The following is a 12,787-nucleotide window of genomic DNA, read 5'->3' on the forward strand; positions in this document are numbered from 1 at the left end:
TTCATTTCTGTGAGGATAATTCCGTGGTTTCTTTTTGATACCACTTATAAAATTGCCTGACCATATTTAATAAGGTGAAATTTTGGTCGGTCATATCGATCCAATATGGATCTTCTGCCTTGATTTCTTCGATCGAAAAATTTAGTAGCAAACGGCTGTATATATCATTTTTATCAAAATAAGACATTATATAATCATATTGTTGTTTACTAATGTCCGTTTTATGCTCTCCTTCACGGAAGCTAGTTCGTTGGACCGGAACGAATGATTTAAGCAAATTTAAGACAGCCTTATTATTTTTATTTAAGTATTCCTTAACGTAACGTTGAAAGGATTCATTATCTCGCTCTCTCCATGTAGAAGCCAAATAATGAATTTGGTCAGGAAATCTTTCAAATATACTTTCATCTCCAGCCTCCTCTTTTGCTCTATCTGTTAAAATTTTTGCTAATTCCTGATACTGAGGTAAATTGAACAACTTCTCCTCCGGACGATCCCCCGTCCTTAACCAATTATTCAGATTGTAAGCAAATGCAAAATCTTTTGCATTTGTCATTAATTCTTTCGCTAATTCGAAAGTATTCTCAGTCTTGTGTTTATTTAATAGTTGATAGATAAAGATTGCCGCCTGCCCAGCCTGAGTATCGAATCCGTATCCAAGCATGCCACCCGTGTTAGAGAATAAATCAGTGATCAAGCAAAGTGCTTGGGCTATATTCTTGCTGGCGCCCCATTCCAAATCGGTTTCGTGCGATCTTAGTTTTTGCAGTAGGGTACCTGTATCACTTCGGCTTATTATCTCACGTATCTGATCTGCAACTTGTTGGGATGTGTTGGTGCTTAGGTTTTTTAATAAGTTATCAAACTCTATATCAGATATATCACCTTCGATCACAGCATAAGAAAAGTATCTATCGAAGTATTGAGGAGATACGATTCGCTTAGCAACGTACCAATCATTTTTGTTGTCGTCAGAAAAATGAAAGTTCCCATAAACAGTATCTAGATTTGGAAAGAGGTTGCTTAATAAATCAATAATGTTGGCTTGGTTATTTTTACTTAAATTTTTACCAAGTTCTTCGAAATTAGCCTTTAGGTTATTTATCTTTTGCTGATCATTGCCAATTCCAAAATGCTCGTAAGACCCCACAAAATATTCAGCATTTGCTTTAACAAACTGATAATGTTCAGGGTAAAATATCTTAACAGCTTCAACAAGCATCAAATCGATCATATTGGCTTCACCTTTTAGCAAGGGGAGTGAAAATGATATGGCGTTTCCGTATCTTACGGCTAGACGAGGCGTGTTTAAGCGAGGTAAGATGTTTGTACTAAATTGAAAAACGAACCTTTGTACTTCTTTTTCCGTCAGCTGTATAGTTGCTGCATCAATGGCATTGTTGACCATATCGAAACAGAACTTTTTCAACGCCTCTGGTTGGGCTTTCGGAATAGTCAGCGGAACCTGAATGATTTTTTCTAAAAAGCTAACGCCTGAACTTTTATCGCCAGCACCAAATCTTTCCCCTATTGCTGCTGCTACCATTGCCTCATCGAAAGATAAAATATAGGTAGTATTTGAAAAATCAGCTGTTAATTTCACCAGACGGAAAAGCGTGTAAATTTCTTGCTTGTCTAACCGATCTATATCATCAACAAAGATGACTATCTTGCTAGTACTTTCTTCTAAGAAGTCATCCACTCGTTTTTTAAGCTCTTCAATCTTAACATCCGATATTGAATTTCCAATTCCTGAGATGTCAAAGCCAAACATGCGTCCAGAAGACCCATATTTCTTCACAAACCCTCCCAACTGTTCCATCTTCGTGTTTAGTTTTTTGTCAAGAGCTTCGGATATTTTTTTAAAGAAGTTAATTAGCAAGCTGTCTTCATCGCTATATCGCCAAGGATTTAAATTAATTCTGACGATATCCTCTTCTTTACTAAGTTCCTCATCAATGAAGTTTAATACGGAGGATTTCCCTTCTCCCCAGGCACCAAATAAGCCGAACACTAGGCTTTCCTTGCTTTTCCGGTTTATTATGGTTTCGGCAATTCGTTTAGAAAAATTATAGCGCTGGAACCTGTCTTCTTTTGCGTCTTTAATTGGTCGATCTGCTATATAGTTTTCTGGGGAAGGGTTTTGGTTTGTCATTAGATATTCGCAATTAGAAATTACACTGCATTCAAATTTTTGCGCAAATTACAGCAGCTGAATTAGTTAAAAATGCGGTTTCCCGTAAATCTATAGGAAATAATGTATGATATGCCAGCGGTAGCTCAGAATATTATGACGGATATAAAGAATAAAGCGACCGGCAGCGCACTCAGACATGGATCAGCGTCCGTTCTACGTAAGGTAAATATCCGGCTTTAATCCCCCGGCGGGAAACCATATCGATCTTATGCTGAAAGATATCTTCGAATTCATGCGCCAAGCGGATGTAATCAAATCCGTCGATACGGTCGTTGAAGTCGACTAGAATGTCGATATCGCTATCCTCGCGGTAGTCGCCACGGGCAAATGAGCCAAATAAACCCAGTTCGGAAATCGGATACTTCCTAATTAAGGCAGCTTTATGCTGCTGTAAGATGTCGATGATCCGCTCCCGAGTATACATGCCTACTGTTTATTCTTTAAAATATCAACTTTTTCCCGCTCACTGTCCAGTAAACGCTCATAGAGCTTTTTGTTTTCATCAAGTGCTTCCATCAGCTTATCCAGCGGATTAAACGTGCACTGGAAATTGAACTGACTATGGTCGTAAAAAGAATTGATATTGCTGATCACAGCTTCCTCGCTGAAGTTTTTAATGCCTTGAGGTGCCACGCCTAATACCTTGGCAATCTTTTCCAGCACCTCTTCCTTTACCGTTTCACTCCGCTCGATCTCCGAAATCGTCTGCTGGCTCACCCCGATTTCCAGGGCAAGGGCTTCCTGTTTCATGCCGCGAAGTTCGCGTACGCGACTGATCTTCCGTCCGATGTGATTGCTCATGGTTTTGGTAGCTGTTTCCATACTCAAAGATAAAAAATTTAATTCCAGTAGAAAACCGGAACGTGAAAGTTAGTTACCGGTCGAAGCGGTTCGGTACGGTAAACCGCTGTCCGTCATTTGCTTTCAAACAAGGATGAAGATATGGAAAAGATCGAAGCAATAGTCAATGGAGGCATCAGCTCCAACAACGAACGGCTGCTGGAGGCTCAACAATGGATCGGGGAAGTTTACGAAGCATCAGACATTGAATATATCCGAACGGAATTGTGGCAACTTTTCAAGGCGGTTACCTCCTGCGAACCCTGGTCGTTCAGAGGCGATCCGTCAACCGCCATCCACTTCGAAAAGATGATTAGGAAACTGATCACCGCATGCAGGCAAATCCTAGACGTGGCGGAGGCAGAAGACAACGAAATCCCGGTGATCGACTTCCAGCCTTTCTCCGATGAAAAAACCGAAGCCGACCGCGATTACATGCGCAACCTCTACGATGTCAGAGACCGGTATCAAGGTACCATCCGTAGGCTAAGCCTTGCTGAAACTGAACGCCCGATTATTGCAATTAAACGATTCTTCGGCTACGGCTCTATCGATGAATGGAAAGCCATACTCGAAAATTGGGTAGAATATGGTTTAAGCCGCATGAGTATTTGCGAGGCGACCTGCGAATGTGCCGAAGTTGAGCAATACGAACTCCTGGAAGGCTTGCTTGAGGCCGTTCACCTCACGCATTGCCGAACGCAGAATATCCCGGTCACCCGCGTAAATCCTTTCAACAGGGTTCAAGCGGCTACCGGGTTGAATCCTATTGTCGATCTAATCATCGCTGCCATGCAGCCGGAAATGATCTTCCGGGTAGCGCATCCGGCAAACGGAGACGAGAACAACTATACCGATCTGCTGATCGTTCTTCCCGATACTAACAATACACCGTTTGAACAGTTGGAGCCGCTCGTTGAGTTCGTTACAATCAGCGACGAGTGGGTTTCCTTCTCGCTGCATAAATCCGCATCGCTTATTCTGGCGCTTCAAAACGGACACATTTATTATTCATTGGTATGCACTAAAGAAAACCTGATCTATGAGAACGGTGAGAGTAAATTGCCGAAGCTACCTATCGAGCGTCTTGCTGATATCGTAATCAAAGCGAAAGAGGCATTTAGTACCGGGATCGCAAAAGCTGTCACGTTTTATACAGGGGCAAAATTTTATCAGGAAGCCAAAGAATCGGCAATGGCGATGTTTATGCTACAGCAAGCCGCCGAACTCACATTTAGAACGGTGGCGATCGCGCTGTATGGTATGGAGCGGAGAACTCATTCCATCAGATCCCTTAAAAAGCTAAATAGACGACTGGCACCACAATTAAACAGCATCTTTCCGGCTGATACCGAGATTGAGGAACATTTGTTAAAGGTGCTGGAAGATGCTTACCTCGACGCCCGGTATGCCGAGAATTATACCTTAAGCGACGAAGATATGCTAACTTTCCTATCGCGCGTGGAAAATCTGATCGAGACTGCTCAGATTGTATTTAACGCTCGAATGAGCTGCTTTGATATTGCTGAATAGATTATTACATGGAAATTATCATGCTCAAAATGCACCAAGCGTTGCACTCATATATTGCTCCGATCAGGTATTTTTGTTTAAAAGAATTGCCATGCCAATTGCTATTAAGGGATACTATGAGAAGGGGCAAATCATTATGGAGGAAGATGCACCTGTACATACGAGGACGGAAGTTATCATTACATTTTTAACCGCCGAAAAACACCAAAGCGAAGGCAAAAGAATTCCCGGTGCTTTAAAAGGTAAAGTATCAATACCGGACGATTTCAACGAACCTTTAGATGATCTGAAAGATCACATGTAATGGCAGTTAACCGTTACCTGCTGGATACTTTGCCTTATTAAGGCGATTTGGTAACCCGACTGCCATTTCACCGCCAACCGCAAAGTTACCGCCGCCGGTCAACGTGTCAAGGCTATACAAGCGGGAACTCGTCCCTCGTTCCCGGCCTTGACACATTGCCCGACTTTGCGCTCTTTGCTGCTTAGGCGGAGAAAATGGCCGGGTGTGATCAACTTACTGGTGGCGGTACTGGATGGCGCTCATTCTCGTATTCCTTTATCAGGATACTTAATGCTTCTGCTTCATTGGATTCCAAGCTGCCCTCTAAAATATCCGTCTGCATAAGCTCGTACAGACGAGCCAATGCCAAATTATACTGGTGTTCGTTATTAATTGACGTCTTCATTTGGCAAATTTCAAGAGACCAGTTCTTTCGTAGTGTTCATCACGCTGGTGTTCCTCAGATGCAAATTCTCCGGCACGTGCAACTTGTAAGGTCGGTTAAACGCTTCCTGGGCAACTTTAAAACGTTCGGCCAGTTTCCGGATCACATCTTTCGATAAACCCTTTTTATAGTTCAGGATATCGGATACATAGCCTTTGCTTACCCCAAGCAATTCGACCAGGTCCTTTGCTTTAAGATCGTGATCGGTCATGAAGGAGCGAAGCAATGCAACGGGGTCAACCTCGCGAAAAGTGTTGTTCGCCTCGTCGTATTTTTCGATCAGGAGCGTGACGAGATCAACTTCATCGATAGTAGACGGATCGTCGGATCCGGTTTCGAGCAGCTGTTCCAACACCTTGCAATAGGCATTGTACTGCGCGATCGATTTAATCACTGTGTATTTTAGTGCGCTCATATTTCAATTTAATATACGTTTACGGTGTACTGGTTGCCAGCATCACACAATTTATCGTATTCGGTATGGGTACCCATCCAGCAAACAAACAAATGGATCTGCTTTGCGCCGAACACGTATTTGCAGATCATCCGGTAATTGTTCCCTGCAATATTAAAAACCACACGTTTACTGTTACCTAACAAATCCGCAGCATTGAACGTCTGCCTAATATCATTAGGTGTTTGCCAATCAGCCTGCTTTATTTTCTCCAGCCAGTCTTCCAATGACGTCCTGCTTCTTCCATGTTCCCATATAAAGGCTTCCAGCGTCGCCCTTTTAATCAGGTGTATTTTCATAAATACATTTCAAATATAACTAAAGTTCTCAAAAAGTGAACAATTGCCTCGATTTGCGCGGATGGCTAACTTGCTTTAACAATATGCTTGGTCGCGTATTTCTCTTTAAGCAGTTGCATGTCGTTGCTCACCTTCGTATCCAGGATTTTCGCGTATAGCTGCGTAGACTGTTATGGCCGAGCATTTTGCCCACCGTTTCGATAGGGACGCCATTGCTTAGCGTAACGGTGGTTGCGAACGTATGCCGGGCGCAATGAAAAGTGAGTTCCTTCGATATGCCCAGGCAATCGGCAATTTCTTTCAGGTAGGAGTTCATGCGCTGGTTGCTGATCGACGGAAAAAGGAGATTGGCGTTCACAGGGTCGTCCCGGAACGTTTGGAAATTTTATTTAAAAATATAGCTGAGACATAATGCAACAATTAAACTGCGAAACGGAACGAGCACTTACTTTGACACGCAGAATCGCCAAGTTTCAGTTCGATTGGTTCAGATGATCGACAGCTAATTATTTAGAAGTGACATAATACATCAATACTGATAACGTACCCGTTGTGCGAAATTAAGCGCGGGCATGTTTGATTTGATTTTGTGGCCGATGGTTGATGATGACATTGATGTACTGCAGCAAAGAGAAAGCGGCGATTTTGCGAACGCTGCGAGCGGCGAGCCCCAGGAATGATTTGGCGTAATTTCGTTTGATGTTGAACTGATCACAGAGCTGAGAGAAGGTGGTTTCAATTCGTTTTCTGATGCGGACAGCGGATTTGGGGAAGTTCTGATAGCGGTTTTTATACGCTCTTGCGGGAGCAAGCAGTCGGATAGTATGCTGCTCAAAAAGCGAGAGCTGTGTGGGTATGGCATCGTAGGCTTTGTCTCCAATAATGTGACAGTTCGCCTTCTGATGGCGGACATCTTGCAGATAATGCAGGTCGTGGACATTTGCCGCGCTCAGATCATACTGGTCGATCATACCGTTCATACCGACCAGCGCATGCAGTTTGTATCCATGATAGAATAGTTTTTGGTAGCGCAGTAACGGGGTATGATGGACTGGCCCGAACTGGTGCTGATGGTGGAAGGTATCCTGGTGGAGAAGAGCCGCAGGAGCAAACGGTTCGTCGTGGAAAAAGTGGCCGTTTGAAGCGATAAAAGACGTTTTTCACTTGCCCGTACCGATGCTTTTTCGTATCTTGAAAGCATGCAGACGGCACTGGAAGAACTATCAAAAGAAGAAGTGATCGCCGCTTTCCGCCGTTTGGAACAGGAAAAATCGGAGAAGAAGGGAAAGAACTTCAGGTTGCTGCATCGCTGCATAATGATGTTCAAGGCCTGGCTGCGGGGAACCCATCATTCGGTAAGTCTTCTTCAGGCTTACATCAACGAGTACACCTGGCGATTCAACAGGCACTCGATGAAGGAGGGCATTTTCGAAAATCTTATCCGTTGAATGATCAAAAACAAACCCTATACCTATAAAATGATTATCAATTAAACGCCTACTTCAATAGGCTTATTTTAAAGCTAAATACGCCTTTAAAATAACTAATTGTGCCTTATGCCTATCTTTGGCATTGCTTAAGCTTTTAGATAAAGCATATGCTCGTTGAAATTGTTCGGCTTTCACATGTAAGTTAATTATTACAGGAATTAGTGCCAGATCTTGTTCGGTTGCCAACACAGAGAAATGCTGATTCTCTTTCCCTATATCTTTCATATTTGCAACTGCTTGGGCTAGCTTAGAACAAGCTTCCATTTTAAAGCTATCATAGTTTACCGTTCGAGCTATTTCAATGGCGAGATTTAGGTAAGCATTCGCCTTAGCAGGATCATTAAACTTAGTTGCTACTTCAATCATAACACTATACACTCCAATTTTATAATTTTTGTCTCGTATATATTGAGTTTCAGTCCACAATTTATCTAAGTAAATAGTAGCAATTTTTACATCATTGAATTTGACTATCGCTTTGGCTACATCAACGTATAGATCCTCTATTCCTAACTCTCCAAAACCATCATCAGTTGGTCGAATTCTGCTAATGGCAGAATCTAGATAAGCTATAGCCCTGGCAGAATCATTGAGATTAATTGCGGTTTCAGCTAAAGCAGGGAATAGTTGCGATTTGTTATTTGGGGATTCATCTCGCAGAGTTGCCTGCATAGCTAAGTCAAGGTAAGCATTGGCTCTAGCAGGATTGTCGAGCCCAGTTGCTGCATTTGCTAAAAGACTGTAAGCATATTGTTTGAAGCTGCTATCTTTGATATTATTGGCAAATATGTTTTGGCATAACTTTTCAGTATGATCAATACAATTAATAGCCTTTATTGAGTCGCCAAGCATGTTTGCCGCTTCAGCTAAGGTCGTATATATGTGCACTTTATACGGTTCATATTCTTGTTTCTCCACAGTCGTTAAAGCATAACTCAGATAAGTATTAGCTCTAGTAGAATCATTAATCCTAATTGCTGCTTCAATTAAAGATCTATATATATGCCCGGTAGAAGGATCATATTCTAGCCGTTTAGTAGCATTAAATATCCGGTCCAAACAAGTGGCGGCTATAGAAGAGTTACTTATTTTAGTAGTGGCTTCAGCAGCTTGAATATATATATCATCTTTATATAATACTTGCTGGGCTGATTTAAGTATATTATCTAAATTTTCAACTAAAATATTCTCCACTGGTATATACGTAGTATCACTGACTAAATACCAGTTATTATGCATTGCTAACTCACTTTTTAATTCAGATTGAAGTTTTACTTTAATTATCCACCAATTTGTCTGTGTAACGCCCAATAAAATTAGCATTATAAATAAAATGCTTGTTGCGACTGCGATTAGTCTAATAAACTTACGCCTCGAAACTCGTAATAAATCTTCGCGAGATACATTGGCTTCTAACTGCGGTTTTAATTGCTGAATTAACAATAGTTCCTTCAGAGATAGAGTATATTTCAGTTTACGGTTATTGGCTAGCCATTCGCTGGTACGTTGCTCCCACAGTTGACGTGCTTTTTCTATATCGTTTAATTCTATTTGGCTAAGGATACGAATTGGGTTTACTAGCCGCTCGTGAGCTAGCTCGTATTGCTCGTCTTGTACGGGATCGATGTACAGGACTATTAGGCGTAGCTTTTGCAACCATTCTAAGGCATAATGCACATGATCATCGCTAATTGAGGTTGAGAGTTTTTCTTTTATCTGCCCACAAGTCAATCGCCCCGCCCGCGTATCATTTTTTTGGTCGATCAGAAGTAATAATATACGTAAGCAAAGCCCATCCTTATTAAAGATATTTGGTTCTTGAAGTTTCTCTTGTAGATAACGTACAAAAAGGCCGCTACTCCCGCCCAGGCTTTGAATAGATTTTTCATTGAAACCTATTAGCTGACTAGAAGCAGAATTAGCAATTATAGAGGCTACGATCTGAATATCTACTGCTGAAACAAGACCATTTTCTTTAGAAGAAAGTTCTATTTCGGTTAAGCGTTGGACAAAATTATCATTGAAAGGCAACTTTATTTCCTCTGCCATAACTTTAAGGATAGCCGTTGCCTGTTTAGGTTTAAACTTCATCAATCGGAACGAGTTTTCATTAGCGGTCAAAGCAAATTTCATTACTTCCTGTAGCTCGTGACAATGTGCCATAAAATCTAACCTAATTGAGAATAAAATCTTCAAATTTGGAATATCACGAGAGCAAAGATCAAGTTGATCAATGAACTCTCGGCGTTGTTCGCTTTTCTTGAATTGAGTAAAAAACTGCTCAAACTGGTCAAAGACTACAACTAGCTTAATGCTTTGGTTCGGAGTGCAAGTCGACAATAAAGTGTATAGATCTGCGACATTTTCAAGTTTAGAGTGAGTGCCGATCTGAGCAAGATGCGCTTTACTTGCCGACACGAGAGGGGACTCATTAGATAAAGTGACAACTAGACACAAAGCTCCTTTTTCTTCCAAAGATGGCTTTACACCAGCTTGTAGAAAGGATGATTTTCCGCAACCTGATTCACCGAATAAAACACCTGCCTTGTAGTTATCTTGAAAAATGCAATCGGTTACTAAACGAATCTCTCGATTACGCTGCAGCGTCCGGAATATTTCTTTATCAGTATAATTAAATGCGTACAACCCTTTGATGGCTGAAACTGATCGGTAGAAATCGAGTTGATTATTTTGCGTGTGCTCCTTATTAATTTCAATGGCGCGCAAAACAACAGCCATAATAATTGCTCCTACCAAAACACTATAAAAAACGGGAGCATAAAAATCCCCAATTTTAGACCAAATGTTAATGGGAAAAGCATTCAGGTAGATTTTTACTAACAGGGGGTTAAAGAACACTAAGAGTAATGTTGCTAGAGCAATTACTCTGTTTTTAAGAGGTTTTTTAAATATATCTAGCAAGGTAATGGCTGCTAGATCTACTAAATCATTGACGTTTTTATGTGTGTCTTGATAATTCTTTGTTACCTTGCTAATCCTATCTTGTGTCTCTTTTGAGAAAACATCCTCGGAAGACTCGTTTTTTGAGGAATTATCAGGAGAATTCATTTTTAAAGGATTTAAAGATCTCCAAAATTGGAAATTTAGTTTATGCTATACGCCAATAATGATCGAGACAAGTTATTATCTAAATTAAATTATTCCTTTTCTCAACAGTGAATTCCTTTGCTCTAGCAGTATTTAAATCGGTTTTCGTCCGCTTTCGAATCAAATCTCGCTCGACTTCAGCTAGTGAAGCAAATATATTGAAAGTTAACAGATCTTGAACTGTGGCAGTATCTCAGTTTGAATTATTATGGGATAAGCCAGACGAAATCCTCTAGCTCCACCGGCCCTTGCAGCAAACTAGCCTCATCGCAGGCATAACTTGTAGGGTTTTGTGTATACAGAACCAACATATTTTCAGATACGGGGATATTCCACTTATCGAACAACATCGCGATCCCTTCGATAGACTGCTGATCGCTACAGCTATGGAAGAAAATGCCGATATATTATCCGCAGATGAAAAGGTGAGCTTATACCCCGAAATAGTTAGGGTAATTTGGTAACCCGGCTACCATTTCACCGCCAACCGCAAAGTTACCGCCGCCGGTCAACGTGTCAAGGCTATACAAGCGGGAACTCGTCCCTCGTTCCCGGCCTTGACACATTGCCCGGCTTTGCGCTCTTTGCTGCTTAGTCGGCGAAAATGGCTGGGTGTGATCAATGGCAACGGCTCCCTTACATACCAGCTCTTTCGTGTTGTCGCCAACTTTGCACCCAGTGAATACGCTTTCTTCGGCCCATGCAATTTGTAAGGTCTGTAACGCGCTGGGCAACTATATGGCCGACTTTGTACCTGCCTTAATCGCGAATCGATCTTTCAGCACCTGCATATCGTTACTTACCTTAACATCCAAAATCTTCGCGTATTGCTGTGTAGTTCGCAAGCTCCGATGTCCCAGCATTTTACTCACCGTTTCGATAGGCACGCCATTCGTGAGCGTTACCGTTGTAGCAAAGGTATGACGGGCACAATGGAACGTCAGCTCCTTTTGAAGACCAAGACAATCTGATATTTCCTTCAGGTAGGAGTTCATCCGCTGATTGCTGATGCAGGGAAACAGACGACCTTCCGCCTGAACCTTCGGATGATCCTTGTATTTCTCAATAATGGAAAGCGCAGTTGGTAACAAGGGAATTCGCGAGTTCGTATCCGTTTTGGTGCGCCGGGTATGAATCCACATTTCCCGGTCGATGCCGATTGCTATGTCTGTGGAACTCAATTCTGCAACATCTGAGTAGGAAAGCCCGGTGAAGCAGCTGAAAAGGAAAAGATCTTTAACCAAGTTTAACCTATCGGTTGGGAAATGCTTATTCGCTAGTAGTTCGAGATCTTTTTCCAGCAGAAATGCGCGATGCGTTTCACGCGTCTTTATTTTATATGAAAGGAACGGATCTTTAGCCAGCCAGTCATTCGCCACGCATTGTCGGATGATCTTTTTCAGCTTTTTGATCATGCCCATAGCCGTGTTGTGCTGGACGCCATGAATGCTTTTCAGGTAAAATTCATAATCCGTAATGAACTGGTGATTCACCTGGGTAATTGCTACATCCCGCACGCTGAACTTCCAGGTGATGAAATTCTGCAAGGCGGCAAGAGCAGTTTTAAACTTCTTTAGCGTCCCCGGCGCGAAGTCTTTACCCACCAGCTGGGCGAACTGCTCATTATGATACTCGAAGACTTCGATCAATGTGTGTACCTTTTCGTCACCCTTGCCCTGAATCTTATTGCGGATGGCAAGCGCTGTCGGTTCCTTACCCATGTGGGCGAGGTGCCGTTGGGTATCGAACACCTGCACGTGAAGTTGCTCCAGCCAGGCATTTACCGATTTTGCATCCTGTTTCGTTCCGATCATGCGGCCCGCCTGCGCGTTCCAGCGTTCGGGATCGCATTCGCGCTGGGTGTGCCATTCCACACGTTCCCCGTCAACAGTTAGTCGTAAGTAGATCGGCACGGTGCCGTCCGAGTAATTTTTTGGCTTCCTCACGAAGAAGAGCACCTTGAATGTTCTTTTCATAACATTAACATTAAGTGGTTAAAAATAGGTTCAATGTTCTTTAAGATCAAGATGTTCGATGTGCGAACAGGTTGTGAATCAGCGAATTGCGACCTAATTCGGGAGTAAGGTGTTCCGGGTGCCTGTTGACTCCCGAATTACTCCCGTTTTAGTTGTTTTCAG

11 protein-coding genes and 3 pseudogenes are annotated in these 12,787 nt (G+C 42.2%); 4 read left to right on the plus strand and 10 right to left on the minus strand.

The window, feature by feature from the left end; genetic code table 11:
• Position 1: 1 nt before the first annotated feature.
• The 3 genes from GS398_RS14630 to GS398_RS14640 form a co-directional block, all read right to left on the minus strand.
• On the minus strand, positions 2 to 2,155 hold the full coding sequence (locus tag GS398_RS14630; RefSeq protein ID WP_160907531.1) for a KAP family P-loop NTPase fold protein: 2,154 nt from the start codon (positions 2,153 to 2,155) through the stop codon (positions 2 to 4).
• A gap of 172 nt (positions 2,156 to 2,327) precedes the next feature.
• On the minus strand, positions 2,328 to 2,621 hold the full coding sequence (locus GS398_RS14635) for a nucleotidyltransferase family protein (RefSeq protein ID WP_160907532.1): 294 nt from the start codon (positions 2,619 to 2,621) through the stop codon (positions 2,328 to 2,330).
• A gap of 2 nt (positions 2,622 to 2,623) precedes the next feature.
• Positions 2,624 to 3,019, minus strand: a complete 396-nt coding sequence (locus GS398_RS14640; protein WP_160907533.1) for a helix-turn-helix transcriptional regulator — start codon at positions 3,017 to 3,019, stop codon at positions 2,624 to 2,626.
• Positions 3,020 to 3,139: 120 nt separating this feature from the next.
• On the opposite strand from GS398_RS14640, the gene GS398_RS22300 reads away from it, so the two are divergent.
• Both GS398_RS22300 and GS398_RS14650 read left to right on the plus strand, forming a co-directional pair.
• Positions 3,140 to 4,570 (plus strand): HEPN domain-containing protein, encoded by a 1,431-nt coding sequence (locus GS398_RS22300; protein ID WP_202406077.1) that lies wholly within the window; start codon positions 3,140 to 3,142, stop codon positions 4,568 to 4,570.
• Between the two features lie 91 nt (positions 4,571 to 4,661).
• Positions 4,662 to 4,874, plus strand: coding sequence for a DUF2281 domain-containing protein (locus GS398_RS14650; RefSeq protein ID WP_160907534.1), 213 nt, complete (start codon positions 4,662 to 4,664; stop codon positions 4,872 to 4,874).
• Between the two features lie 395 nt (positions 4,875 to 5,269).
• Here GS398_RS14650 and GS398_RS14655 read toward each other — a convergent pair whose 3' ends face one another.
• From GS398_RS14655 to GS398_RS14670, 4 genes and pseudogenes are all read right to left on the minus strand, one after another.
• Positions 5,270 to 5,713 (minus strand): helix-turn-helix domain-containing protein, encoded by a 444-nt coding sequence (locus GS398_RS14655; protein ID WP_160907535.1) that lies wholly within the window; start codon positions 5,711 to 5,713, stop codon positions 5,270 to 5,272.
• A gap of 8 nt (positions 5,714 to 5,721) precedes the next feature.
• Positions 5,722 to 6,051 (minus strand): type II toxin-antitoxin system HigB family toxin, encoded by a 330-nt coding sequence (locus GS398_RS14660; protein ID WP_160907536.1) that lies wholly within the window; start codon positions 6,049 to 6,051, stop codon positions 5,722 to 5,724.
• A gap of 65 nt (positions 6,052 to 6,116) precedes the next feature.
• A pseudogene (locus tag GS398_RS14665) lies at positions 6,117 to 6,391 on the minus strand (tyrosine-type recombinase/integrase); the annotation flags it as partial.
• 220 nt (positions 6,392 to 6,611) lie between these two features.
• Complete coding sequence (locus GS398_RS14670) at positions 6,612 to 7,085, minus strand: transposase (protein ID WP_255494213.1); 474 nt, start codon at positions 7,083 to 7,085, stop codon at positions 6,612 to 6,614.
• A 213-nt stretch (positions 7,086 to 7,298) separates the two neighbouring features.
• Here GS398_RS14670 and GS398_RS14675 point away from each other — a divergent pair.
• A pseudogene (locus GS398_RS14675) lies at positions 7,299 to 7,499 on the plus strand (transposase); the annotation flags it as partial.
• A 63-nt stretch (positions 7,500 to 7,562) separates the two neighbouring features.
• On the opposite strand, the gene GS398_RS14680 reads toward GS398_RS14675, so the two are convergent.
• Together GS398_RS14680 and GS398_RS22695 are read right to left on the minus strand one after the other, a co-directional pair.
• Entirely contained in the window at positions 7,563 to 10,610 is a 3,048-nt protein-coding gene (locus GS398_RS14680) for an nSTAND1 domain-containing NTPase (protein WP_160907538.1), read from the minus strand.
• A gap of 79 nt (positions 10,611 to 10,689) precedes the next feature.
• Positions 10,690 to 10,830, minus strand: a pseudogene (locus tag GS398_RS22695) (recombinase family protein); the annotation flags it as partial.
• Between the two features lie 109 nt (positions 10,831 to 10,939).
• On the opposite strand from GS398_RS22695, the gene GS398_RS22865 reads away from it, so the two are divergent.
• The gene (locus tag GS398_RS22865; RefSeq protein WP_202406078.1) at positions 10,940 to 11,113 is read left to right on the plus strand and encodes a PIN domain-containing protein; all 174 of its coding nucleotides are present in this window, start codon (positions 10,940 to 10,942) and stop codon (positions 11,111 to 11,113) included.
• Between the two features lie 270 nt (positions 11,114 to 11,383).
• On the opposite strand, the gene GS398_RS14695 is transcribed toward GS398_RS22865, so the two are convergent.
• Positions 11,384 to 12,625, minus strand: coding sequence for a site-specific integrase (locus tag GS398_RS14695; RefSeq protein WP_160907540.1), 1,242 nt, complete (start codon positions 12,623 to 12,625; stop codon positions 11,384 to 11,386).
• Between the last annotated feature and the right edge of the window lie 162 nt (positions 12,626 to 12,787).

The sequence above is a fragment of the Hufsiella ginkgonis genome, assembly GCF_009834915.1.
Taxonomy (GTDB): Bacteria; Bacteroidota; Bacteroidia; order Sphingobacteriales; family Sphingobacteriaceae; genus Hufsiella; species Hufsiella ginkgonis.